Source organism: Streptomyces sp. NBC_00012, from assembly GCF_045040875.1.
Lineage (GTDB): Bacteria > Actinomycetota > Actinomycetes > Streptomycetales > Streptomycetaceae > Streptomyces.
This window is the reverse complement of sequence record NZ_CP108309.1, coordinates 7,760,323-7,785,739: the sequence shown is the minus strand read 5'-3', so window position 1 is coordinate 7,785,739 and position 25,417 is coordinate 7,760,323. Positions and strand designations below refer to the sequence as shown.

18 protein-coding genes and 4 pseudogenes are annotated in these 25,417 nt (G+C 67.3%); 13 read left to right on the top strand and 9 right to left on the bottom strand.

The window, feature by feature from the left end:
• Positions 1–699: 699 nt before the first annotated feature.
• Positions 700–1,770, bottom strand: coding sequence for a ParB N-terminal domain-containing protein (locus OHA19_RS35330; RefSeq protein ID WP_405752862.1), 1,071 nt, complete (start codon positions 1,768–1,770; stop codon positions 700–702).
• A gap of 800 nt (positions 1,771–2,570) precedes the next feature.
• Positions 2,571–2,914 (bottom strand): annotated as a pseudogene (locus OHA19_RS35325) (IS5/IS1182 family transposase); the annotation flags it as partial.
• A gap of 454 nt (positions 2,915–3,368) precedes the next feature.
• Here OHA19_RS35325 and OHA19_RS35320 point away from each other — a divergent pair.
• The 5 genes from OHA19_RS35320 (at position 3,369) to OHA19_RS35300 (ending at position 8,300) form a co-directional block, all read left to right on the top strand.
• Complete coding sequence (locus OHA19_RS35320; protein ID WP_405752859.1) at positions 3,369–4,208, top strand: hypothetical protein; 840 nt, start codon at positions 3,369–3,371, stop codon at positions 4,206–4,208.
• A 124-nt stretch (positions 4,209–4,332) separates the two neighbouring features.
• Positions 4,333–5,853, top strand: a complete 1,521-nt coding sequence (locus OHA19_RS35315) for an FAD/NAD(P)-binding protein (protein WP_405752857.1) — start codon at positions 4,333–4,335, stop codon at positions 5,851–5,853.
• A gap of 498 nt (positions 5,854–6,351) precedes the next feature.
• Positions 6,352–6,525 carry a hypothetical protein gene (locus OHA19_RS35310; RefSeq protein ID WP_405752854.1) on the top strand — a complete coding sequence of 58 codons (174 nt, stop codon included), beginning with the start codon at positions 6,352–6,354 and terminating at the stop codon, positions 6,523–6,525.
• A gap of 332 nt (positions 6,526–6,857) precedes the next feature.
• Positions 6,858–7,334 carry a DUF6924 domain-containing protein gene (locus OHA19_RS35305; RefSeq protein ID WP_405709738.1) on the top strand — a complete coding sequence of 159 codons (477 nt, stop codon included), beginning with the start codon at positions 6,858–6,860 and terminating at the stop codon, positions 7,332–7,334.
• A 558-nt stretch (positions 7,335–7,892) separates the two neighbouring features.
• Positions 7,893–8,300 (top strand): hypothetical protein, encoded by a 408-nt coding sequence (locus OHA19_RS35300; RefSeq protein WP_405752852.1) that lies wholly within the window; start codon positions 7,893–7,895, stop codon positions 8,298–8,300.
• Here OHA19_RS35300 and OHA19_RS35295 read toward each other — a convergent pair.
• Complete coding sequence (locus OHA19_RS35295) at positions 8,270–8,518, bottom strand: recombinase (protein WP_405752850.1); 249 nt, start codon at positions 8,516–8,518, stop codon at positions 8,270–8,272. The genes OHA19_RS35300 and OHA19_RS35295 overlap by 31 nt on opposite strands.
• A gap of 276 nt (positions 8,519–8,794) precedes the next feature.
• On the opposite strand from OHA19_RS35295, the gene OHA19_RS35290 reads away from it, so the two are divergent.
• Together OHA19_RS35290 and OHA19_RS35285 are read left to right on the top strand one after the other, a co-directional pair.
• Positions 8,795–9,397 carry a GNAT family N-acetyltransferase gene (locus OHA19_RS35290; RefSeq protein WP_405709744.1) on the top strand — a complete coding sequence of 201 codons (603 nt, stop codon included), beginning with the start codon at positions 8,795–8,797 and terminating at the stop codon, positions 9,395–9,397.
• Between the two features lie 549 nt (positions 9,398–9,946).
• Positions 9,947–10,981 carry a hypothetical protein gene (locus tag OHA19_RS35285; RefSeq protein WP_405709746.1) on the top strand — a complete coding sequence of 345 codons (1,035 nt, stop codon included), beginning with the start codon at positions 9,947–9,949 and terminating at the stop codon, positions 10,979–10,981.
• 46 nt (positions 10,982–11,027) lie between these two features.
• Here OHA19_RS35285 and OHA19_RS35280 read toward each other — a convergent pair.
• From OHA19_RS35280 to OHA19_RS35265, 4 genes and pseudogenes are all read right to left on the bottom strand, one after another.
• Positions 11,028–11,117 (bottom strand): annotated as a pseudogene (locus OHA19_RS35280) (IS5/IS1182 family transposase); the annotation flags it as partial.
• 198 nt (positions 11,118–11,315) lie between these two features.
• Positions 11,316–11,573, bottom strand: a complete 258-nt coding sequence (locus OHA19_RS35275; protein WP_405709749.1) for a hypothetical protein — start codon at positions 11,571–11,573, stop codon at positions 11,316–11,318.
• 332 nt (positions 11,574–11,905) lie between these two features.
• Positions 11,906–14,146, bottom strand: a complete 2,241-nt coding sequence (locus tag OHA19_RS35270; protein ID WP_405752847.1) for a protein kinase domain-containing protein — start codon at positions 14,144–14,146, stop codon at positions 11,906–11,908.
• A 408-nt stretch (positions 14,147–14,554) separates the two neighbouring features.
• A complete protein-coding gene (locus tag OHA19_RS35265; RefSeq protein ID WP_405709756.1) occupies positions 14,555–15,829 on the bottom strand; it encodes a tetratricopeptide repeat protein in 1,275 nt (424 codons plus the stop codon).
• A 144-nt stretch (positions 15,830–15,973) separates the two neighbouring features.
• Between OHA19_RS35265 and OHA19_RS35260 the strand changes: the two genes are divergently transcribed.
• From OHA19_RS35260 to OHA19_RS35245, 4 genes and pseudogenes are all read left to right on the top strand, one after another.
• Entirely contained in the window at positions 15,974–16,057 is an 84-nt protein-coding gene (locus tag OHA19_RS35260; protein ID WP_383991831.1) for a putative leader peptide, read from the top strand.
• A gap of 204 nt (positions 16,058–16,261) precedes the next feature.
• Positions 16,262–17,014: pseudogene (locus tag OHA19_RS35255) on the top strand (ABC transporter permease); the annotation flags it as partial.
• A gap of 58 nt (positions 17,015–17,072) precedes the next feature.
• Positions 17,073–17,366 (top strand): annotated as a pseudogene (locus tag OHA19_RS35250) (alkanesulfonate monooxygenase); the annotation flags it as partial.
• A gap of 122 nt (positions 17,367–17,488) precedes the next feature.
• A complete protein-coding gene (locus tag OHA19_RS35245) occupies positions 17,489–18,613 on the top strand; it encodes an NAD(P)-binding domain-containing protein (protein WP_405753355.1) in 1,125 nt (374 codons plus the stop codon).
• Positions 18,614–18,625: 12 nt separating this feature from the next.
• On the opposite strand, the gene mltG is transcribed toward OHA19_RS35245, so the two are convergent.
• Together mltG and OHA19_RS35235 are read right to left on the bottom strand one after the other, a co-directional pair.
• A complete protein-coding gene (gene mltG, locus OHA19_RS35240) occupies positions 18,626–19,468 on the bottom strand; it encodes an endolytic transglycosylase MltG (RefSeq protein WP_405752844.1) in 843 nt (280 codons plus the stop codon).
• Between the two features lie 384 nt (positions 19,469–19,852).
• Positions 19,853–21,658, bottom strand: a complete 1,806-nt coding sequence (locus tag OHA19_RS35235) for an ABC transporter ATP-binding protein (RefSeq protein ID WP_405752841.1) — start codon at positions 21,656–21,658, stop codon at positions 19,853–19,855.
• Positions 21,659–21,805: 147 nt separating this feature from the next.
• Between OHA19_RS35235 and OHA19_RS35230 the strand changes: the two genes are divergently transcribed.
• Positions 21,806–22,249, top strand: coding sequence for a MarR family winged helix-turn-helix transcriptional regulator (locus OHA19_RS35230; protein ID WP_405709771.1), 444 nt, complete (start codon positions 21,806–21,808; stop codon positions 22,247–22,249).
• Positions 22,250–22,322: 73 nt separating this feature from the next.
• A complete protein-coding gene (locus OHA19_RS35225) occupies positions 22,323–25,274 on the top strand; it encodes an FAD-binding and (Fe-S)-binding domain-containing protein (RefSeq protein ID WP_405752838.1) in 2,952 nt (983 codons plus the stop codon).
• The last annotated feature ends 143 nt before the right edge of the window (positions 25,275–25,417 follow it).

Here is a 25,417-nt window from a genome sequence, read left to right as displayed (position 1 = left end):
CCGCGGCTCGCGTCTCCGTGGGAACTACTCATATCTCGGACTCCGTTCGGCACTCGGAACTCTTCGGCGACACACACGCACGATGCACGGTGCTCGGCGGCTGGGATCGAGCACCGTGTGGTCCGGGCCTGAGGGACATTCTGATGCTGAGCACGACCACCGGTTTCGACTCGACTGACTGGTGCGTAGCTTGCTTTGCCTGCCGATGCCCCTGCGTTCCCACAGGACAGGAGGACTGGTCGGATCCGATCGCCTCAGGGCTCGGGCCCGTGGCCCAGCTCTACGGGCAGATCGTCGGCAGTACTGCACAAGGCCTATGGGCTCACGGCGTTGTCTCGTACACCCCTCTTGCCACGCCCCAGTGTTCTGGGGTGGCACGCAGGGTGTCAGCGTCCGGCCCACCCCTTCCGGCAGGCGCATCGCAGACGCACTTCGGCACCGTGTTCATTTGGCTTGCGTGGGTTTCGACGTCGGTGATTGTTTCAGATGGTGCTCCCCGACGATAGACAGTCCCGTTTCTCGTCGACCCCGGTGTGAGTGCTCTTCGCCGGAGGCAGGCGAGCCTCTCCGGGATGTCATTTCAGTTGGCGTCCTCAAGCAGTCCACACCGGTCGAGGTGGCGGGCCGGGGCGGCAGTGTGGCGGGTGATGCCGTGCTCGACGCGGAGACGACGGGATGCGGCACCGTCAGGAACTCGGCTCACGTGGGGTTCATGTCCGCCCGATGCTGGCGGTACTGAACCGTCTCGGCGAAGTGCTGCCACGCACTGGCGTGGCTTCGCGCCAACTCAAGTACCCAGTCGAGGGAGTGCAATGGGAGGCCGTCCGCCAACCGGTCCCAGCTCGTGCTGTCCGGCGGATGGCTCAGCACCAGGCGAAGGAACAGCCGCCCGGAATCCGTCATTCGGAGGGAAGGATCCTGTTTGAGAGCTCCGACAGCATCCGGGCGCGCGAAGGAAGCCGGCGGGCTGGGGCGACGTTCTTCCTCCGCACCGATTGTGGTTGGCCGCGTGGATGTGTCGCCAGGCTGTTGGCGGTCGGGCAGTGGTGAAGCCCCCCGGCGCATCCTCCTCTTGACATCAAGTGCCGTACCGACTGAGATCCCCGACTCCTTGGCAATGTCCCGAAGCGATGCACCGGTACGTGCGGTCAGCAGAGCCGCAGCGCGTTCCCGTCCCTCGACCGCACTCAGCGGCCGCGTCCGACCATCGCATCCCGTGCGAGTGTTCAACTGCGGAAGTTCCAGGGTTGAACGCCTTATCTTGGCAACCGTCTTGTCCGATATACCGCTGACTTCGGCGATGAGCCGGTTTGACCACTCAGGGTGCGTTTTAGTGATCCTTTCGGCAGCGGCAAGTCGGTCGGTGCGGGACAGTGGCAGCCCGTGATCAGTGTTCAGCCTGACCGCGAGAACAAAGGCGTCTTCCTCCGAGCAATCGAAGAACTGGGCCTCTATGTAGTCGTGTCCTTGAGATATCGCCGCCCGAAGCCGATGGTGGCCGTCGATGACTTGCATGTTCCGTCGGCACACCACAATGGGAGGCAGTGGATTGGGGGTTTCCGCGAGATTGCGGATGTGCTCGGCATCCTCCCCCCGCAGCCGCGGAGTGCCCGAAGCGACCAGGGCGCGCACAGAGACGCGTTCGATCGGAGTTGTTACGTCCGCATGTGTCGGTTGGCTGGTTTCCATGGTGTCTGGATTTGATGCATCGCGTTCTAAGATCGCATCGATTCGGGAAGCCGCAGCCATAGCACTCGAGGTTTTCCCCATCAACCCGACGCCTCCGTCATGTCACTACTGCGCTGAAGGACCAGCCCACACTTCCGACTTTCAGGACGATTGTTTGTGGCTGAGCTGTCGCTGCCTGACAAGATCACAGAGTTTGACATCCGTGCCGGGTGCAATCAAGCGCTTTGGAGAGCCCGCCGCTTTCAACCTGCCTGCGGTGGAGGCGAGTTGGACGTCATCACCGCGAAGAACTCCTGGTGGGCGGGTCCTCAACCAAGATCACCACTGTCGCCAGGAGTTTCTGCTCCTTCCAGCCCGTCTCCATAGATCTGTCCAGACGCATCGCGTGGTACCGGTCGTCGCCGGCCCTTCCCGGCTCCGCCCACGACCTGACCGCCGGCTCGTACGCACGACACCGCGGACGCCCCGGACCGGGCCGGAACCAGGAACCGGGCCGACCCGCCACATGCGCGTCCCGTTCCACGACCGACGACGACTCAAACGATGGCAATGCCGACACAACATCACCCACACCGGGCTCCGCTGCGTCGGCAAACAGGCCATGGTCACACTCAAGAGTCGGCACCTGCCGCGGAAACTCCACTGCGGCACCAACCGCATCACCGACTTCGCGAAGGCCGTCCTCGCTCTTCACCACGCGTCAACGTGAGGCGCGGAGGGCTCAGTGCACCCCGCGCTCCCCGGGCAGCGCCGAAGGGGCACGAGGGCGGCCAACAGTTGGTCGGCCGGATCACAACAGCGCTGGCACATGACTCACTCATGCACCATTCTTTAGACGGCATTTGTTGTGGCCGGATCACTGCTCGTGCCTTAGTGGGTTCTCTGCGGGTTGGTGTGGTCACACCCGTCATGCGCTTGGTGAGGTTGTGGATCAAGGCGACGTGGATCACGGCTTCGGAGCTGATGGCGCGGGCATCGTAGTCGGGGGTAGAACGGTGCATCCTGATCCAGCCGATGCTCCGTTCTACCCCCCAACACCTCTCCGGGATGAGAAATCCTTGGGTTCCGGAGTTCTTGTCGACGACTTCGACGCATCGATTCCGAGCTTCCCGCCATGTTCGACGACGGCCTTCTTGAAGCCGGTGTCGCCCCATCTCTTGACGATGGTCGGATACGTCTCCTTGTCCTGGTCGAGGAGACGTGTTCCCAGAGCGATGTCGGAGAGGCGGTGCTGTGGTGCTCTGTCAAGTTGGTTTGCGTGCTGGCTACGTGACAGGCACAGGCCTTCCGGATCACGGTGCTCTCCACGCCCGGCGACCCCGACGGAAGACCGTGCCTGGCGGACACCGCCGTGATCAGCAACGCTCCGCACACAGTTCGGGGGCCGGTCCTGGACAGACGTCCCGCTCCAAGGCTTGGCCCGTCACGGTTTCGCGGAGATTCCTCGGCTGTCGAGCCGAAGATGGCCGGCCCGCACCCTCCCGGTCCACCCGATCACGGACGTCCGACAGCGCACCGCGGTGGAAGCCACGGTCTTCCAGCTCAAGCGAGGCAGACCCGTGCGCGTCGTCGTGGGTGCCCTCCTACTGCAGGGGATTGACAGCGTCCCGGGGATCGTCATCATGAGGGCTGGCTCGCGGTGCTGTGGCCAGAGCGGGCGGAGATAGGCAAGGAGTGGGGTGGCGGCGATTGCACTCCCGACAGCCCGCGAGAACCTTGAATATGGGAGAGACATGAGGATTGCCTTTTCTGAACGCCCTCCTGACTACGAGAACTACATCTTCTCCTATCACGTTTGGGGATTTCTCGAGAAGGGCGAGAGCGTACGTTCCGCCTACACGCAAGGCTTCCTTCCGAGCGCATACGACCTTTCACGGTTCTATCTCGCCAGGAGCGTCCGCGTGAACCTTGAGGATCTTTCGCGGACCAGCCGAATTCGCTATACCGAACGGAAGTGTGAACAGATTATCCAGACACTCGCGACGCGCTCCGAATTCCGAATGTCGTCAGAATGGCAGGATTTGGCGAACAGATATTTCGACGCACAGGCGACTCGCGCAGATTATCGCCGATCTCGATTCTTCGAGATGCTCGACTCTCCGCTTGCCACTCACGTTTCATATCTCGCCGATAACGACACAGGAGCAGCCGTCGGATTCGTCCCTGTATTCATTCGCGATGGAATATCCCAGTACGGTATACCTGTGTACGACTTGACCTACCGGAAGGTAGGAATAGGGAACCATATGATGGCGTCGACACTTTTCCAACTCCGCGAGGAAAATGTCGATCATTGCTATCTCGGCTTGTGCTACGACACCAGAAGTCTCTACAAGACCCGATTCCCCGGGATGCAGTTCTTTAATGGAACGAAATGGTCCGGGGATCGTGGTGAACTACATTTTCTGCTCGAACACCAAGATTCACTGAAGGAATACCACCTCCTCGGCTATCCCCAGTACGTGGACGAGTATGGCGAGCTTGATCCCACCTCACTGGAATCACGGATGAGGTCGTAGTGCACTCTATTCTTCGGGTTCGCGAGGCCATCGATCGGCGCTGTGCAATTCCACAAAGAATCCGGTCGGCACAGCAACAGGACCTCAAGTCCTTTTCTGCCGGCCGGCAAGCGGTCCGGGCCCGGTGACCAGTGTGCTCCGCGATGCACTCGAGGGGAAAATGGGGATACGCATAGCGCTCATCGGAGGTGGTGCGGCCGCTGTCAGCTTCATCGACAGTCTGCTCAGACATGCAGAGAGCTTCGAGCGTGACGTAGAAATCTGCATCTACGAGCCGGGGAATCTAGCGAAAGGCCAGGCATTCGGCCCGGACCTGGACTGCGCTCTCCTCAACCTCCCGAACGGTTCCATGTCGATCCGCACCCATGAAGAGGACCATTTCCTCCGCTGGCTCGAATCGCAGCCGATTCGACATCACTTGGCATACAGCGGCCCGGACCCAGCTGATTCCTTTTCTCCACGGAGATTCTTCGGTCAGTACCTCGAAGCGAATCTCCGTGTCTGTCGTGAGACTGCGGAACAACGAGGGTGGAAAGTCTCCGTCCACGAGGAGACCGTCATCGAAGTTGCGGAGGCAGGGCAGGGAACCCTACTGGTGCGGACTGGGTGTGAGGCGAGGTCCTACACTCACGTGATACTGGCTATAGGGGCTGGAAGCCCAGCCGACCCGTTCCAGCTGAAGGGTACTCCCGGATTTCACGCCAACCCTTACCCCTTGGCTGATGTATTGCCCGGTCTCCGCGACCCACATGCGCCCGTACTGATCATAGGGACTGGCTTGACCGCCGTGGACGCCACAATGGGCCTGCTTCACCTGGGGCATCAAGGATGCATCACCATGGCGTCGCGAAATGGAATTCTTCCTCAGGTTCGCGCAGCAAAAGAGAAGAAACCACTGAGCCATGTCACCGAGGAGCGTATACAGGACCAAGTCACCTTGGGCGGGGTGCTTCAGATCAATACGGTTCTCGACCTGCTCCAGGAAGAGCTCAAGGCAGAAGGAAGCGACATTGAGACCGAGTTCTCGTGGTTCCATCCAAGCATATCCGCGTCCGATCACCTTCGCTATCAATTAGAGCGCCCGAGAAGTAACCCTCTGCAGTCCATCTTGTCGAGGATCTCATTCGATTTGGGAGACAGGATTCGCTACTTTCTGTCCGGAAATGCGGCTCGAGCCCTCGCCTCGCATACCCAACGAATGAAGAGCCTCCAGTCCCCCATGCCAGAAAGGACAGCCCGAAAACTGCTCGCCGCCATGGATTCGGGACAGCTCTCCGTCCTTCCCGGGTTGACCGAGGTTCGCTTTCAGTCCAAAGCCTTTCTCGCGAGCATTGCCGACGAGGAGCATGGGGTTCACTTCGTGATCGATGCGACTCGTACCAGCCCAGGCGCGACACACGGACGCTCCCGCCCTCTGATCTCGTCTCTCCGATCAAACGGCTACACAACCTGGGATTTGTCTGGCGGGCTCCGCGTGGAGCCGAGAACGGGTCGAGTCAGACTTCCTTCCGGCGATACCCATCCTCGTCTGTTCGCGATAGGGGAAATTACTGCCGGAGCTACATACTATGCGGGTAGCTTGCCAGCTGTTAATCGCGGAGCTGACGCAGTGGCCAGTGCACTTGCCTGCATGCATTCACGATGAATCACCCGGGCTGGGCTGCATGATTCTGATTCCGGACATATGGATCCAGGCAATTTTCTGCGCAATGGATAGGGGATGTCAGTCGTGGACGCCGACCAGCGGAGAATGGCTTTGTGCCAGGTAGCAGGCTGTGCAGCGGGCCCTCGCGCCCGTGAGCTGGGGGTACCGGCGAGCCTAAACCACACCCTCAGCGAGAAATCGGCCATCGGCATTGACGAGTTCGCTGCGTACGATCCACAGACGTCCCACCGCTCGCAACCGCAGCCGGGGGTCGTCGCCTTCCGCGATCTGGTGCTCTCCGCCTTTCCAGGAACCGGGAGCATGGGAATCCTGCGCCCCGCGCAAGCCGCTGGCCGTAGCGAGCACAAGGAGGGCCGGGCCTGGGACTGGCGAGTGTGCCGCGAGTGCCAGAATCGGGAAGCTGCCGAATTACTAGGCTGGCTTCTGGCTCCGGACCACTTGGGCCGCCCCTGCGCCGCCGCCCGCCGTTTCGGGCTCATGTACATCATCTGGGACTCCCGGATCTGGGGAGCCTACCTGGCGTCAGACGGCTGGCGGACATACGAGGGCCCCGACCTCCATGTCGACCACGTGCACTTCTCCTTTAGTTGGAAGGGAGCCATGGGTGCGACCTCATGGTGGGGCGAGGCTCCCGTCGCGCAGACCTGCTGAACCGCTCGTAACCATGCTGGAGGGATCAGTGGTGGCAGACCGGGTAATGCATTCAGAGGTGATCGCGGCCTGGGCGTGACGCAGGGCGGCGTCGTTCAGTGAGTCCGTCCGGTTTGATCACGTGATGCTGAGGGTGGCCAGGTGCCGGTTGGCGTCGCGAGCGTGGTGGCGGATACCAGAGGCACTGCTGGTGTGTCCGCTCAGGCTGAGGGCTCCTACGACCAGGTTGCGCAGTCAACGCCCAGGCGGAACGCCGGCCCCGTGGGACGTGACGCTCGGCCCATGAGACAGTCACGGCACGGCTCACCGATCGTCACCGAGAAGAAGGACCCATGGGAACGTTGCCCGTTGTGACCGGCCACGATGAGTTCGATGCCTTGGTCGTCAGGACCGACTACCGCGACGACCAAGCGTGGCAGGACGTGGTGGCGGCACTGTTGGAGCCCTGGGGAGACAGGCAGTACGAAGCACACGTCCACTTCATCAACGATCCAGCCTGGGCGGAGGCGACCGTCGACGAAGTGCTGACTGCGGTCGTTGCTGATGAGAACCTTTCCGTCGTCTTCCTTGCCGACCGGATAAGCATGCAGGCCGAACACCACCCGCTGCTGGTGGTCACCACGCTGACGCGGGAGGACTGCGTGGACGATGAGGACTACGAGCAACTGACCGAGTTCGGCCGCGAGTTCCGCACCATCCCCGCAGGGGTCCACGAGGTCTACGCGAACCTGAGTATCGGCAACCTGGGCTTCGAGGAGTTCGCGGCATGGGCACACGATGATCCCGAAGGGATCTTCCGGACCTTCTGAACGGAGCGAAAGTCAGGACTACGTCCTCAGGCGGTGTATCTGGGTTGACGGGGCTTCAGGAGGTCCGCTGAAACGCGGGTGCGTGCGGCGGTGCCGTTCGTCGTGCGGCGGTGCCGTTCGTGAAAGATGCACGGTGTGACTCCTGCGTCTGACACAAACCTCCCTCCGTCGTCCGTTCTGAAGGCGTTCCGGCTCACCGGACAGCCTGTGCCGCTCGAAGGAGGTCAGGGGCAGAGTGTCCGCGTAGGCGATGTCGTGCTGAAGCCAGCCGGTGACAGCGCGGACGTGCAGTGGACCGCGAGGCTGATGGAGGGTCTGCAGGACCGGAAGGACTTCCGTGTCCCGCGATTTCTGCGCTCCGTGAGTGGCGGTTACGTCGCTGAGGGATGGGCGGCGACCCGATTCCTGATGGGCGAGCCGGGGCCGGCCGGCAGGTGGGATTCTCTGTTGGCTGCCGGTAGGGCCTTCCATGAGGCTCTGCGGGACGTCCCGCGTCCTGATCGACTGGACGTGCACCAGCATCCGTGGGCAGTGGCTGATCGGGTCGCCTGGGGTGCCATGGCTGCGGAAGTACCGGCGCACATCCGCCAGTTGGTCTACAGGCTGCAGGGGCTTCGCGAACCCGTGGACGCACATGTGCAGCTCATTCACGGCGACCTGACAGGAAACGTTCTCTTCGCTTCTGGCCAGGCCCCCGCGATCATCGACTTCTCGCCGTACTGGCGACCGGTTGCCTATGCCGATGCGATCGTGGTGGTCGATGGCCTGCTCTATCACCAGGCTGGACCCCGTCTGGTGGACTCGGCGCTCCCCGACGCAGAGGGCGCTCAGATGCTCTTGCGGGCGCTGATCTTCCGCTTGGCCGCATCGGGCGTACTGGTGGGGCGCAGCGGTGCGCTGGCTGAAGACGAGTTGATCAGGTTCGCTCGTGTGTCTCAGTTCGTTGAAGAGCGAATCGGCGGGTAGCACGGTCCAGCTCCTGTCGAGTCGGGGCGGGGGCGTGGGATGCCGAGGTCGGTGGTGGGGCTCTTGGTGAGACGGGCGGCTTCGGCCTGTTCGGCGCGGAGGAAGGTCAGGGTCGAGCCGATGCCTTCGACCTCGCCGAGCCAGTGCTCTTCCTGGGCCCGTTTGCGGCGTAGATGGAGGTCCTTCTCGATCTCCGCGAGGCGCCCCGCGCCACCCACTTCCTACGACCCCTACTCGTTCTCACGAACCTCGAAGTCCACCGCTGGCGGATGATCTCCTCCGCAGATCATCGCCTACGACCAGCGTGAGCACCCCGAGAGTCGTGATCACACCAGCCCTTTGACCTGTGGCTTCAAGTTGACGGAGGCTCATTGACCAGTGGCTCCGGCGCATCAGCGACCAGACGCCCTCTCAGCATGCTCCCAACGATCACATCAAAGGATCCTCACCCTCATTCCCTTTCCCGCGTACAGGCACCGTGCCAAGATGCAGCGATGATCGAGACGCCCCGTCTGCTCCTGCGCCGTTTCGCACCCACCGACGCCTCCGCGCTGCAGTCCTACCGGAACGATCCGGAGATCGCGCGCTACCAAGCCTGGCCCTCCCCTCTGAGCGACGATGCAGCCGCCGACACCGCCTTCATCTACTCGCTACAGGAAACAGGCCAGCCTGGCTGGGTGCAGACCGCCGTCGTCCGCAAACAGGACGGTGCCCTGATCGGAGACGTCGGGGTCGAGCTGCACCAGAACCTGCTCCAAGCCGAACTCAGCTTCGCCCTCGCACCCCAGTGGCACCGGCAGGGCTACGCCACCGAAATGGTCACGGCCGTGATCAATCACCACTTCCAGCGCGGCGTACACCGCTTCTCCGCCTCGTGCGACGCCCGCAATATCCGCTCGGCACATCTCCTTGAACGAGTCGGCTTCCGACGCGAAGGCCTCCGCCCCGAGCACACGCGCAACATCAATACCGGCGAATGGACCGACACAGTCGTCTTCGGTCTACTGGCCAGGCATTGGGTTTCTCGCGATGGGAAGGGCCCACTCACCGCCGGCAACGACGGCACCGCCGACGTCCCGCCCGCCGAGGCTTCCTGATCGGGGGAAGGACCTCCCAGAACTCCTTTGCGGGGCTGCGGCATCGGGAGCTTCCCCCACCCTCCGACGGTCGGCACTACCGCGTGCGCTTCCTGATCCGGGTGTGGATCACCTCGATGGATGAAAGACCTGTACGTGCATCGATCCACTCCGGTTCCAGGTCGACCTTCCGGGGCCGAGATTCCCGCCATGGCACGGTAGTTGGCTTACTTGCTGTAGACGAGGCTGCCGTCGGAGAGGGGGCAGGCGGTGGGTCCATGCTCGCCCCGCCTCTGGACCTGGATGAGGGCTCCCGAACCGAAGAACGTCCCGGCCCGCGAGGAGCACCAAGAGCTTTGCCCAGTCCTGGCGAACAGGGCAGGGCGCTCAGGTCTGCCGGAAGAACGCTGCCGCTCCCTGTCGCGCCCCAGGTCGTTACCCACCGGTGCCCGGCCCGGTCCCGGAACGTGCACTTCTCGGCCTCCGCGATGGGTAGTATCACGCCGCACGCTGAGCGGGCGGTTCGAGCCGTGCCGCGCGGCAGAGACCGGAACATCGGGGGTGCACGCCATGAGTACGAACAGCAATGGTTACTGGGGCCCGACGGGCGGGCCCGGCCCCGGCCCCGACCCCGGTGGACAGCCGGGCCCAGGTCCCGGCCATCAGCCCTACCCCGGGACCGGACACCCCCCGTACCCCGGCGGTCCCGGCGTGGGGCCCTACCCGCCGCAGCCCGCGCCCGTGCCCCCGCAGGGGTACCCCGGGCATCCGCAGGGCTGGGGCCCGTACCCGCCACAGCCGCACGGCGGTGGCCCTCAGCCGCCGTTCCCGCGCCCGCCCCGGCCGCCGCTGACGCGCACGCAGCGGATCCTCAAGTGCGTCTACAACCCGTTCTACGCCGCCCAGCGGGCCTTCCGCCCCTCGCGCCCGGACGCCGTCGAGGACCTGATGGTCCGCAAGATCCAGATGTGGCGGACCGGGCTCGGCATCGCCGCCTGGCTCGTGCTGGTCATGTCGTACAAGCCGGTCGACACCGCCCAGGGCGTCGAGACCATCGCGGGCGACAAGTTCGACCAGAGCTGGATCAGCACACTCGTCCTCGTGTGCGCCTTCCCGTTCGTGATCGCCCTGTTCGCGTTCGCCGCGCAGGGTGCGCTGCGCGGGCTCTACCTGCGTCGGTCCCTGAAGTCCTTCGTGGCGGTGGCGGCTCTGATGGGGTCCATGGCCACGTTCCCCCTCGCCGTCGCGCCCGACCCGGAGACCGCCGGCTTCCGTGACGCCATCGGGACCCCCGGCATGGTCGTACTCATTACCCTCTGCGCGTGGTCGCTGGGCTTCGCCCTGTACGGGATCGTGCTCTGCCTCATGCACGTGTTCCGCACCGCCGACATCCACGAGGTGCTGCCGCCGATCCTCGCCACCTTGCTGGTGTGGGTGATGGCCGCCCTCGACATGATCAACAACGAGAACGCCGAGGTTCCCGTTCTTGCCCGGATCATGTTCCTGCTCGGCGCTCCGGTATCGGTGACGGTGCTGTCGTGCTGGGAACTGTACCGGCTGGGGAAGTACCACAACCTGACCGTGCGACAGGCCCTCGGGCGCTAGGCCGTGTCTCCGCGCTGGTCAGAGCTCGCGGACAGGTGTGGGGTCGTGGTCGTCGGGTGGGGCGGTCGTCCCAGCGGTGGGTGGTCCAGGCGCGGCGGAGGGTGCTACGCACGGTGCCGACGGCGCCCGTGAGGTCAGGCTGTGTCCTGCTTCCAGCAGGGCATGAACGGCTGCGTGCCGGGCCCGAGTCCGGTCGGCGACCGGTGGCCCGCCGGCCATGGCGACGCAGACGGGTCCGGGGCGGGAACGTTCTCCAGTTCGAGTTGAGGCGCTGCGGGCATCAGGACGCGCAGGCAGCAACGATGCTGGGCGACGCTCCGCTCGGCGGCCTCGTTCAGGTTGTGCCGGAGACGCCACCGATCCGCGACCTGCACAGCCCGTGGTGCTCCGGCAGCGGCACCTTCAGGAAAGAAGGGGGCGCGATCCCGGCATACGACCTCGACCGGGCCCCGAACCCTGGGCAGGCAGCGACAGCCGTGGTGCATTGCGCGTCAATACGCACTATCTCGATATTCACGTCGACCGACAGCACCGCGACATCCGCGATCGACGGGAACAACCGCTCTTCCAACCGGAATGCAACCTCTTCCACGGCCCGGACTCTCAGCCCGACCGTCACGGCGACGGCTGATTTTCGGGCGACTTCCGAAGTTTTTCCGAGAGGATGTCACTCACAGTGGCCGCTGCACGGAAGCTGAGCCAGAACCACTGAAAGTGAACGAAACCACTCATCTACTCCGCAGTCCGGCGTCCGGCGTCCGGCGTCCGGCGTCCGGCGTCCGAGATGAGCCTCGACACCGACCTCATCCAGGTGGATCCGCGGAAGGTGGAACGGCACCACGTCTCCGGCGGCGCAGACGACCGAGTGCGCCGTCGAGGTGGCCGCACGGCGAGGAAAGCGGCTGACGTACGGTGCCGCCACGGTCAGCCCGGCTTCGGCGGGTTCTGCGCGTCGAAGGCGAAGAGAGTGTTCTTGTCCGCGGCCACGATCAGCGCACGCCCCGCGACGGTCACGCGCGGGCTTGCGCCCTGCTCGCCCGTCAATCCATCGGCCTGCGGGTCCGTTGCCCACAAGGCTTTGCCGTCGTACGGCGACAGCGCGACCACCCGGCCGGTGGCCGAGCTGAAATACAGCGCGTCGGCCCCCGCGACGGGACCCGACGCACCCTCCACACTCGTCTGCCGCGACCACTTCTTCCGGCCGGTCCCGGGGTCGAGCGCGGTGACGAGACCGGTCTGCCCGCTCACGTAGACGGTGCCGTCCGCCATGCCGGGCGTCCCCGCGTATGTCCCGGCCAGCCGGGAGTACGTGACCTTCCGCGAAGCCGGGTCGACCCGCGCCACCCCGTCGTAGCCGGCCGGCGCCGTTCCCTCCATGTGTACCTGAAGGAGTGCGAGCCTGCCGTTTGCGACGCCCATCGGCACGGCGGGTCCGTTGACCGCGATAGGCCTGCCCAGTGCCCCCGAGGCCCGGTCGACCGTGTACAGGCTGGGGTGTCGCACCTCTGAGTCATCCACCTCCGCATCCGCCGCGCACATCGCAAGGAGCTTTGGCCCCATCGGAACGGGAGCGCACTGCGTACCCGCGGGGAACGACGTCGTCCAGGCGACTTCACCGCTGTGCGCGTCCCTGGCCTCGAGGCGGGAGTTGGAAGCGTCGACCGTCACGACGGCGGAGCCGATCACAATGGCGTCCTGAGTCCGCCCCGTGACGGCCTGTGACTGGGCACCGGACGGCACGGACCACAGTTCCCGGCCGTTGTTCGCATCGACGGCCACCACCTCGCTGGGAGGGTCCTGCGGGGCGTCCTGAGCGGCGAAGCGGTAACCGAGCACCGTGTCGTCAGTGGCGCCCACCAGGTACATCCCCTGGACGGGGACGCCCGGGCTCTTTGCCGTCCACACCCGCGAACCGTCCGAGGCCCTGATACGGGTCGCGACAACGCTGCCGCCCCCGCAGAACACCGCGTCGCCGCGCGCGACGCAACGCAGCTCGTCCGGGATGTCCTCGCGACCGCCCGGCACGGTCTCGTGCCAAGGCTCGAAGCCGTCCGGAAGTGCGACACCCGGCGTCGCCACGCTGTTGCCCTCGCCGCCGCTGCTCCCCCCGAAGTCGCCCGCCTTCAGTGCGGCGACTCCCCCGCCGATCGCTGCCACCGCGACCGCCGCCGCGAGCACAGGCCGCCATCGGCGACGCAGACGGCCGCCGACGGGGGTCCCGGTGCCCCCTGCATCGGGACCGGACGGGGCGGTGGCCGGGGCATTCGGCGCCGGGGTGGCCCGCGTCGCGAAGTGATGCTGGGTGATCACGTCGCGAGTGCAGCCCGCGCCGACCCCCTTCGCGTCGGTCCCAGCGAGGTCGGCCGGCAGGTCCCGCAGCAGCACGAGGAGCTCGTCCGCCGATGGGCGCCCCCTGGGCTCCTTGTCCAGGCACGACTCGACGACTGTGCGCAGAGCAGCCGGCACGGCATCCAGCGACGGCTCCTCGTGCAGTACCTGGTACGCCGTCATGTAGGGGCTGTCCGCGTCGAAGGGCCCGCGGCCCGTCGCCGAGTACACCAACAGCGTCCCCAACGAGAAGACATCGGACTGCGGCCCCACATCACGCGGCGCTTGCAACTGTTCCGGCGACATGAAGGGCGGCGTACCGATGATCCGCCCGGTCATCGTCAGTGTCTGCTGGTCCAACGCGCGCGAAATGCCGAAGTCGATGACGCGCGGGCCCTCGGGCGAGAGCACCACGTTCGAGGGCTTCAGGTCACGGTGGACGACCCCCACCCGGTGGATGTCGCGCAGCGCCTCCGCCAGCCCGATGGCGAGCCTCCTCAGCTCCGCTCCGTTCAGCGGGCCCTTCGTGGCGATGCGCTGGGTGAGCGTGAGCCCCTCGATGTAGGCCGTCGCCATCCACGGCTGCCCGGCCTCAGGGGCAGCGTCGACCACGGCGGCGGTGAACGCGCCACTCACCCGTCTCGCCGCCGCCACCTCCTGCCGGAAGCGGATGCGGAACTCGTCGTCCCCCACGAACTGCTGGTGGATCAGTTTGATCGCGACAGGTCGCCCCGAACTCGTACGGGCCAGAAAGACCGTGCCCATGCCACCCGAGCCGAGCCGCGCCTCAAGCGGATAGCCGCCGATCTCGGCTGGATCACCTTCGCGCAGCGACACTCTCCCCGACCTCCCGTTCCCCGTGTGTCTCGCCACCACGGGCCCTGCGTACCTGTCCTGCACACAAACTAGCCGCAGGGCAGCAGGGCAGAGTACAGCGGGTGACGGACGGGGAGCCCAGGGCTGCTCCCGTGCCGCACCTGACGAAGCCCTGGAACGCGCAGGAACAAGCAGCTGTCGGATGACGCGCTCCACCCCGTGCACAAAGGTCTGAGCCGAGCGCGCACCGGGCCGTCGGGGGCAGTGACCCGTTTCCTCGGCGTGCCGGGATTCGCGGGCCGGTCGCCACCGGGCGGTGTCTTCAAAAGACTTCGAATCGGACCGTCGCCGACACCCAGAGCTTTCCGAGCCGGCCGATGTGGCCTCGGCCAGGACCGGGGTCGGCGTGAGCGCCCGAGGAGGCAGCCTTCAGAGATCCTCGACGCGCAGCCTCCTCGTCCCGTCCAGGCGATCCCGCAGGTGCGCGATCGCCTTCTCCGGTTCACCCTGACGCACCAGGCGTTCTGCCACCGCGATCGCACCGCCCGTCGTCCCGGACGAAAGCAGCTCTTCGACGGGTGCCTGCAAGGAAAGATCAGCATCGGCCTCCTCGGCTCGGCCGCACAGCTCGAGAATGTGGGCTCGGGCCCAGGCATGTTCGTCCCGGTGACCGTCGTGCCGGGCGAAGTAGTCGTCCACGTACGCCAGAGCTTCACCCTCTCGGCCTGCTTCCACGAAGACGCGGCAGAGCAGACGGATGATCCAGTCAGCGTCCCCGCCGGCTGTCTCGGCGACCCGGCGCAGTACCTCGATCGCCTCGTCATGGCGGCCGTGGCGTGCGAGAAGTCCGGCCAGCTCGAATGCCGCATGGGGACTTCCCTCGCTGCTGTACCGCCTCACGAGGGCAACTGCCTCCTCGGCTCGACCCCGTTCCTCCAGAAATCGGGCGAGCGCGGTCAGGGCGTACTCCGCCCCGTCCTCGACGAGACGGGCACGCAGCTCCGCTTCTCGTCCGTGCCGGGCCAGGAGAGTGGCGAGTTGCCCGGCATGCCCGGCGAACACGATGCCGTCGACGGTCACGAATCTCCCGAGCAGGGCGGCCGCCTCGTCGACGCGGCCCTGGCGTTCCAGCAGCCTGGCGTGCAGGGGGACCGTGTCCCAGGCGTCTGTCGCCGACGGCTCGAACGGGACCGTCGCACCGACGCCGACAGGTGGGAGCAGGGCGGCGATCTCGTCGTCACGGCCGTAGCCCTCGGTGAGTTCCACTAGAACCTCGGCAAGAGAACCATCGGCTGTCCGGGGACCGAGCAGTGCGACGAGGCAGTCGATGTGGCCCTGCAGGGCCAGCAGCTTCGCGAACTCTCGCACGGCCTCGCGGTCACCGGTACCGGCGTGCGGACGCAATAGTTCGGCGGCTTCGTCGAGCCGCCCCCAGTCGGCGAGCAGCCGACCGACGGCACGGACAGCCGGCCACCATCCGGTGGAGGCGAACGGCTCCAGAAGCGCCAACGCCTCGGTCCGCCTGCCAGGGCCGCCATCGGCAGCGGCGGTTTCGGCGAGCCTGTGGGCGCAGAACCAGTCACCGTGTGCCGCGGCCTCGCGGAGTATGCCGTCATGGCCGTGCTCGTGGAGGGCCCTGGCCACAGCGGGTGGTATCCAGCCGTCGTAGGTGCGGTGCCGGTGGTCGAGATCGACTGCGTCCATGATCACGAACTCTAGTGGCCGGGCAGCCACCCGGAGCCGTCTGCAGGCAGCAGGGCGCGATGGGTGAACTGGGGGTCAGGACCGCGCGTCCACTTGCCGAGACATCATTGACCGTTTCAGTGATGGATCGCTACGTTCAGCGGCATGCTCCGTTCAGCTCTGCTCACTTCGCGCGGTCACATCGACCTGCTGCGGGTGGCTTCCGCCGCGTGTCGTCGCGGCTGCTGACGCTCTTTCAGCTCATTCTCCGCCGGTGAGCGGGCGCTCCGTCCGCCCGTTCCAGCCGCCGTACGCGCCTGCCTGTACGCGCACCGGCGTGCCCCGCCTCGTCCACCGCTCGGCGTGACCTCTCTGCCGTCACGGCAGTAGCGGCTCGCGCAGCCGTGGCCGGGGTGCGCCTCCCCCTGACCGTGGACTGCTCGTGGAGCCCTCATGACCATCGGCCATGCCCTCGCACCACCGGATACATCTTCGGAATCGGGCAAATTCCCCGCTCCTTCCGATCGCCGGCCGCTCGACCTGGAGCATGTTGTTCCGGCCTTGGCACGGGGAGCCCGCCTGCGGGCCCTGCCCCGTTGGCTTCGGCGTGCCCTCGGGCCGCTGCTGCTGCTCGCGCTGTGGCAGGTGCTCAGTGCCACCGGTGTCCTGCACGCCGATGTACTCGCCTCGCCCGGTACCATCGCCCGTGCCGGATCTGATCTGATCGCCGACGGAACGCTGCCCTCGGCGATGGGGATCTCGCTTCAGCGGGTCGCCGTGGGACTGGTGCTCGGGAGTGTCGTCGGAACGGCGCTCGCGCTGGTTTCCGGGCTTTCGCGGCTCGGCGAGGACCTGGTGGACGCGAGTGTGCAGATGCTGCGCACCGTCCCCTGGGTCGGGCTGATCCCGCTCTTCATCATCTGGCTGGGCATCGGCGAGGCCCCGAAGGTGGCACCCATCGCGCTCGGCGTGGCCTTTCATCTGTACCTCAATGTGTACGCGGGCATTCGCGGGGTCGATGCCCAACTCATCGAGGCGGGAATGTCGTTGGGTCTCGGCCGGTGGGGTCTGGTCCGGCATGTGGTGCTGCCCGGCGCACTGCCGGGGGCCATGACCGGGCTCCGGTACTCGCTCGCCACCGCATGGCTGGCTCTGGTCTTCGGCGAGTCCGTCAACGCCGATGCCGGGATCGGCTTCCTCATGAACCAGGCCCGGGAGTTCTTCCGCACCGACGTCATCGTCGTCTGCCTGGTCGTCTACGCCTTCCTCGGTCGGTCTGGTGCGCGGTGGTGCCGGAACCGCCCCGGTGGGCAGTCACGCCGAGGTCGCCGACCGGATCGAGGAGTACCACGCGTTGGGTGTGGAGCACTTCGTGCTGTCCGGCTACCCGCATCTGGAGGAGGCGTACTGGTTCGGCGAGGGTGTGACGCCCGAGCTGGCGGCGCGCGGTCTGTTGTCGACCGTACCTGCGTCGCCGCTGCTCGGGGTGGTCGCCGCGAACGGCCGGCCGGCGTCGGCGCCGGGCGGGGCACCCCTGCTGGTCGTCGGGGGCCGCTGACCGGGCGGCGCGGAGACGTGCCGGGGACCGGGCGGCCGCGGAGGAAGCCCGGGCCGGGCGGCCCGGAGGGGTTCCGGGCCGCCCGGGGGAAGATCCTGGACACCGGCAGAGTTAGTAGAAGCGTGAACAACTTTGGGGTGGCCGCAGCACGCGAGGTCGATGTCGTCGTGATAGGCGCCGGGCAGGCAGGACTGTCCGGCGCCTACCATCTGCGCCGCGTCGGGCTGGAGCCCGATCGCGACTTCGTCGTGCTCGACCATGCCCCGCACCCCGGCGGCGCCTGGCAGTTCCGCTGGCCCTCGCTCACCTACGGCAAGGTCCACGGCATGCACGCGCTGCCCGGCATGGAACTCACGGGAGCGGACGACCGCCGGCCCTCCTCCGAGGTGATCGGTGAGTACTTCGCCGAGTACGAGCGCGCCTTCGACCTGCGGGTTCACCGGCCCGTCGAGGTGAGCGCGGTACGCGAGGGCACCGATGGACGGCTGCTCGTCGAGAGCTCCGAGGGTACGTACGCCACCCGCGCCCTGATCAACGCCACCGGCACCTGGGACCGGCCGTTCTGGCCGCGCTACCCCGGCCAGGAAACCTTCCGGGGCCGGCAGCTGCACACCGCGGGCTACCCGGGTCCGGCGGAGTTCGCGGGGCAGCGTGTGGTGGTGGTCGGCGGCGGGGCCTCGGGTACGCAGCATCTGATGGAGATCGCCGAGGTGGCGGCCGAGACGTACTGGGTGACGCGTCGGCCGCCGGTGTTCCGTGACGGCCCCTTCGATACGGACCGGGGGCGGGCTGCGGTGGCGATGGTGGAGGAGCGGGTGCGGCGCGGACTGCCGCCGCAGAGCGTGGTGTCCGTGACCGGGCTGCCGCTCACCGACGCGGTGCGGCGGGCCCGCGAGACGGGGGTGCTTGACCGGCTGCCGATGTTCGACCGGATCACTCCGAGCGGGGTCGCGTGGGACGACGGCCGGACGGTCGAGGCGGACGCCATCCTCTGGGCCACCGGGTTCCGGGCCGCCATCGACCATCTCGCGCCGCTGAAGCTGCGCGAGCCGGGCGGCGGGATCCGGGTCGAGGGCACCCGGGCGGTCCGGGACGCGCGCATCCATCTCGTCGGCTACGGTCCGTCCGCCAGCACGATCGGCGCCAACCGGGCGGGGCGGGCCGCGGTGCACGCGATCGGCAGGCTGCTGGACGAGAAGGACACGGCGGCGGACGTCGACGAGGTGTTCACGCCGGCCGTGGTGTGACGGCGCGCGTGCTCAGCCCCCGGACGCGCTGCGGCGGTTGCGGTTGAACTCCGCCACGTTTCTCTGCTGTTCCGTGTAGCTGCTGGTGAACCGGGTGTCCCCCGGCGCGACCGTGACGAAGTACAGCCATGCCCCCGGAGTGGGGTTGATCGCCGCCGTCATCGCCTGCTCCCCCGGGTTCCCGATGGGTGTGGGAGGCAGCCCCTCGCGCTCGTAGCTGTTGTACGGGCTGTCGATCTTCGTGTCGCCCGTGGTGGTGTGCAGGGTGCTGCGGTTCAGCGCGTAGTTGAGTGTGGAATCCATCTGGAGCGGCATGCCCCCGGCCAGCCGGTTGTAGATCACTCTGGCGACCTTGCCCATGTCGGCCACGGTGTCCGCCTCGGCCTGCACGATGCTCGCGATCGTCACCGTCTGGTACACCGATACGCCGTTGCGCTGTGCTCCTGCGGCGATGTGGTCGGCGCCGAATCGTTCGACCGCGGTGTCGACCATGTACCCGATCAGGCTCTGCGGGGTCGTGCCGGAGGTGACGGGGTACGTCGCCGGGAAGAGGTAGCCCTCCGGGTTGCCCTTCGCCTCGGCCGGGAGCGGCAGCTCCGCCGTGGTGGCCGCCTTCTCGGTGGTCCCGGGCCCGGCATCGAGCGACTTGTCGACCGCCGCGTACACCTGGGAGGCCCGCCAGCCTTCGGGGATCACGAGCGAGCGGGCCTGCTCGACCCGGGGCCCCCTCGTCAGCAGGGGCACGAGCACTGCCGCTGCCACGACCAGGACGACGCCGATGAACAGGACCAGACGGCCGCGCCGGGGCAGGCGGAGAGTGCGACGGGGCGGGGTGTCCGGGGGTTCGTTCACCATGCGGGCACGCTATCCCGCCGTCCGGAACAGGGCCCGGACGACACGGGCCCCGCAGTTCGTGATGGGAACACACGAACAGGGGATCGGGTGTTCGCTGGAACGCGTGATCATTGCGGGATTCGTTGCTCAACTCCACTGCGGCGCAGGATGATTACAGGGCGCAAGCGACGGGCTGCAGACCGCGATTGTGCTGTCCCAGATTTGCAACACGCACAAGGAGAAACACCTAATGAACGTCATCACCAACCTGCTCGCCGGCATCATCCACTTCGTGGGTTGGCTCGTCTGACCATCGCTCCGCCCGGCGCCGTCGCTCCCCGTCCCACGGGAGCGGCGGCGTCGCCGCGTGTCCGGCCTCGGCGGAGGCACACCCGACGCCGCCGATCAACTGGTCGCGGGTGCCAGTCGGGTGTCCCGTCGGACCAGCGCGGCATAACGTCCGCCCCGTTGGAGGAGTTCCTCGTGGCTGCCGCGCTCGGCGGTCCGGCCGTGGTCCAGGACGACGATCTGGTCGGCGTCGCGAACGGTGGAGAGCCGATGCGCGATGGTGATGGTGGTGCGCCCCTCGGAGAGCGCGTCGATCGCTTCCTGCACGGCGAATTCCGTACGGGTGTCGAGGGCGCTCGTCGCCTCGTCGAGCACCAGGACCGGCGGGTCGCGCAGGATCGTACGGGCGATGGCCAGGCGCTGCTTCTCGCCGCCCGAGAAGCGGTAGCCGCGTTCGCCGACGAGGGTGTCGTAGCCGTCGGGCAGTGAGGCGATGTGGTCGTGGATCTGTGCCGCACGGGCCGCCGCCTCGATTTCCTCGTCGGTCGCATCCGGCTTGGCGAAGCGCAGATTGTCGGCGACCGAGGCATGGAAGAGGTAGGTCTCCTGGGAGACCACACCCACGGCTCTTGCCAGGGTGTCGAAATCCAGATCGCGTACATCGACCCCGTCGAGCGTGACCCGGCCACCGGTGACGTCGTAGAGCCTGGGCACCAGATAGCTGAGCGTGGACTTGCCGGACCCGGTCGGGCCGACGACCGCCAGGCTGCCGCCGGCCGGAACGGTCACATCGATGCCGCTGAGGGTCGGGCCGCTCTTCTCGTCGTAGCTGAAATCGACATCCTCGAAGCGGATCTCGCCGCGGATCCGCTCCAGCCGTACCGGGCTCTCGGGCTCGGTGATGTCCACTTCGAGGTCGAGGTACTCGAAGATCCGCTGGAAGAGGGCGAGGGACGTCTGCATCTCCACGCCGGTGGAGAGCAGGCTCACGGCGGGCCGGAAGAGGCCTTGCTGGAGCGAGACGAAGGCGACCAGCGTACCGATGGAGACGGTGGGTCCGCCGGACTGCAGGGCAAGGCCGGCCGCCCAGTAGATGACCGCGGGCATGGCGGCCATGACGATGCCGATCGTGGACATCCGCCACCGCCCGGCCATGCTGGAGCGCACTTCGAGATCGACCAGCTTCTCGGACTCCTCGGCGAAGCCCTTGGTGAGGGAATCCGCACGGCCCATCGTCCGGCCGAGCAGGATGCCGCTGACCGAGAGCGACTCGGTGACCGTGGCCGCCATGGCGGCCATCTGCTTCTGGCGCCGGGTGGTGATCTTCTTGCGCTCCCGCCCGACCCGGCGGCTGATCCAGACGAAGACCGGCAGCAGCAGGAGCGAGACCAGGGTGAGCCGCCAGTCGAGGGCCAGCATGGCGACGACCGCGGCTATGACCGCGGTGAGGTTGGAGACCAGTGACGTCGCAGTGGAGGTGACGGTCGCCTGCATGCCGCCGATGTCGTTGGCGATACGGGACTGCACCTCACCGGTGCGGGTCCGGGTGAAGAAGGCGAGCGGCATCCGCTGCAACTGGGCGTAGACGGCGGTGCGCAGGTCGTGCATGACCCGCTGGCCGACCGTGGTGGAGATCAGGGTCTGCAGGACGCCGAAGACGCTGGTCGTCACGGCGGTGAGGATCATGCCGAGGGCGAGCAGGGACAGCAGTCCCGTACGCCCCTGGGGAATGGCCGTGTCCAGGATCTCGCGCAGCAGGAACGGGGAGGCGACCGACACCAGCGACGAGGCGCCGACGAGCAGTCCGACCAGCGCCAGCCGGCCTCGGTAGGGACGGAAGAGGCGCAGGATGCGGCGAACCTCGGCGGGCTGACGGCTCTCGTCCCGCGGTGGGGGTGTCCAGTTGATCGCGTCGGGTTTCATGGGCTCCTTCGTCGGGCGTGCGACGGCTGTGACCCGGGCGGGGCCCGATCGGGGGACCGGGCGCGGGCGCGGGCGAACCGATTTTTGAGAGCATAGCTCATTGTTACCTATGCTCACAATGAACGAGGTCCTGATATTGTTCCCTCCATGGACTCCTCCGACGCCGACGGCGTGCTCGCCGAGCAGTTGTTGCGGGTGACCCGCAGGCTCCAGCGGATCCAAAGCCGCCAGCTGGAGCCGATCGGCATCACGCCCGCGCAGTTCCGGCTGCTGCGTACCGTCGCGCATTACGACGGGCCGCCCCGGATGGCCGATCTCGCGCAGCGCCTGGACGTCGTCCCGCGCGCCGTGACCACCCTGGTCGACGGTCTGGAGGCGAGCGGACGGGTGCGTCGCGCCGCCGATCCGGACAGCCGCCGGGTGGTCCGCATCCAGATCACCGAGGAGGGCCTCGCCACCCTCCGGTCGCTGCGTGACGCGCGCCGGGCCGCCGCAGAGGAGATCCTGGCTCCACTGACCGCCGATCAGCGCGAGGTGCTCGGCGGACTGCTTTCCGCTCTGGTCAACGGAATGCCGGAGCGCCGCTGCTGAGGGACACCCCTTGGAAACCGGGCGGCGTGTCCGCCGCCGTGTTACCGAACCGAACCGCCGAGGAGACCTCGACATGCCACTGCTGGAGCCGAAGCCGGAAGCACTGCGACCCGACGCGGTGCGCACGTCGTCCGTGGACCGGGTCCCCGACCGGCAGGCTCCGGGCACGCCGGAGCCGCTGCGCGGCGAGCTGATCGCGCTGCTCGGGCCGGAGAAGGTGCTCTGGAAGGTCTCCGACCTGGTCAAGTACGCCTCGGACGCCAGTCCTTACCGTTTCCTCCCCCAGGTCGTGGTGGTCCCGGAGGACATCGACGACATCTCGGCGATCCTGTCGTACGCGCACGGCAGGGGCCGCGAGGTCGTCTTCCGGGCCGCCGGCACCAGTCTCAACGGCCAGGCCCAGGGCGAGGACATCCTGGTCGACGTACGCCACCACTGGGCGGGCATCGAGGTGCTGGACGACGGAGCGCGGGCCCGCATCCGCCCGGGCACGACGGTCGTGCGGGCCAACGCCTCCCTCGCCCGGCACGGCCGGCTGCTGGGCCCCGACCCGGCCAGCGCGATCGCCTGCACGATCGGCGGCGTGGTCGCCAACAACGCCTCGGGAATGACGGCGGGCACGACCCGTAATTCGTACCGCACGGTCTCCTCCCTCACCTTCGTGCTGCCGAGCGGCACCGTCGTCGACACGGGCGACCCGGCCGCGGACGAGGACCTCGCCCACGCCGAACCGGCGCTGTGCGAGGGACTGCTGGCCCTGAAGGCGGAGATCGAGGCGGACACGGAGCTCACGGCCCGGATCCGGGCCAAGTACGAGATCAAGAACACCAACGGCTACCGGCTCGACGCCTTCCTGGACGGCTCGACACCGGTCCAGATCCTGCGTGGTCTGATGGTCGGCTCCGAGGGCACCTTCGGCTTCATCTCCGAGGTCGTCTTCGACACGCTGCCGCTGGACCGCCGGATCTCCACCGCCCTGCTGTTCTTCCCCTCCCTGACCGCGGCGGCGGCCGCCGTGCCCCGCTTCAACGAGGCGGGGGCGATCGCAGTCGAGCTGATGGACGGCAACACGCTGCGCGCTTCGGTGAGCGTCAAGGGCGTCCCTGCGGACTGGGCCGAACTGCCCAAGGAGACCGCGGCGCTGCTGGTGGAGTTCCGCGCTCCGGACGAGCCCGGCCAGGAGGCGTACGAGCGGGCCGCGGCCGTCGTCGTCGAGGGGCTCGACCTGGTCGCGCCCGTCGCCTCGGTGACCAACGCGTTCACCCGCGACGCCAAGGTCATCTCCGGCTACTGGAAGGCGCGCAAGGCATTCGTCACCGCTGTCGGCGGCTCCCGGCCCTCGGGTACGACGCTGATCACGGAGGACTTCGCAGTGCCGCCCTCCCGGCTGGCCGAGGCCTGCGAGGCCCTGCTCTCGCTCCAGGCGGAACACGGCTTCGACGCCGCCGTGGCGGGCCACGCGGCACACGGCAACCTCCACTTCCTGCTCGCCTTCGACGCGGCGAAGCCGTCCGACGTCGACCGCTACGCCGCGTTCATGGACGACTTCTGCCGGCTGACGGTGGAGCGCTTCGACGGCTCCCTGAAGGCCGAGCACGCCACCGGTCGCAATATCGCCCCGTTCCTGGAGCTGGAGTGGGGCCCGAAGGCGACCGAGCTGATGTGGCGCACCAAGCAGATCATCGACCCCGACGGCGTCCTGGCGCCCCGGATCGTCCTCGACCGCGACCCGAAGGCCCATCTGCGCGGGCTGAAGACCATTCCCGAGGTCGAGGCGATCGCCGATCCCTGCATCGAGTGCGGCTTCTGCGAACCCACCTGCCCCAGCCACGATCTGACCACGTCCCCACGCCAGCGGATCGTGCTGCGGCGGGAGATGCTGCGCCAGCCGGACGGCTCCCCGGTGGAGACGCAGCTGCTCGACGCCTACGGCTACGACGCCGTCGACACCTGTGCGGGCGACTCGACGTGCAAGCTCGCCTGCCCGGTGGGCATCGACACCGGCGCGATGATGAAGGATTTCCGCCACCGGCGGCATTCGCCGCGCGAGGAGCGGATCGCGGCGCTCACGGCGAAGAACTTCAAGGCGGTGGAGGCGGCGGCGCGGCTCGCGGTGGCGGCGGCCGACCGGATCGGTGACCGGCTCGGTGACGGACCGCTGGAGACCATCACCGCTCTCGCCCGCAGGGCGGTGCGCCCCGATCTGGTGCCCGAGTGGCTGCCGGAGATCCCCGGCGCCGCCGCCCGGAAGCTGCCCCGGACCTCCCGGGTCGGGGCGAGCGCCGTCTACTACCCGGCGTGTGTGAACCGTATCTTCGGCGGCCCCGAGGGCCACCGCGGTCCTTCGCTCCCGCAGGCCGTCGTCGCGGTGTCCGCCCGCGCCGGAAAGCCGGTGTGGATCCCGGACGATGTCGCCGGTACCTGCTGCGCGACCATCTGGCACTCCAAGGGGTACGACGAGGGCAACGCGGTGATGGCCAACCGCATCGTGGAGGCGGCCTGGGGCTGGACGGCCGGCGGGAAGCTGCCGCTGGTCGTCGACGCCTCTTCGTGCACCCTGGGCATCGCCCATGAGGTGGTGCCGTATCTCACCGATGACAACCGGGAGCTGCACCGCGAGCTGACCGTTGTCGACTCCCTGGTCTGGGCGGCCGACGAGCTGCTTCCGGAGCTGACGGTCCTGCGGAAGACCGGGTCGGCGGTGCTGCACCCGACGTGCTCCATGGAGCATCTGGACGATGTGGAGCAGCTGCGTACGGTCGCGGAGGCCTGCTCCGAGGAGGTCGTGATCCCCGACGACGCCGGGTGCTGCGCCTTCGCGGGCGACCGGGGCATGCTGCACAAGGAGTTGACGGCCTCTGCGACGGCGAAGGAGGCCGCCGAGGTGAAGGCGCGCGAGTACGACGCGTACCTCTCGGCCAACCGCATGTGCGAGATCGGCATGGACCGGGCCACGGGGCAGCAGTACTACTCGGTGCTGATGGAGTTGGAGCGGGCCACCCGGCCGGGGGCCGTTGTGCGCTGATCACCGGGCGTTCGGCCCCCATCGACCGCCCCGGATCGCCGGGCGGGCTCGACGATTTCGAGCCCGCCCGGCTTTTTCGTGCGGGCACGAAAGTCCATGGTTTCGGCACGGGAGTCCAATCGCTCCCCTTGCGCAACAGCAGA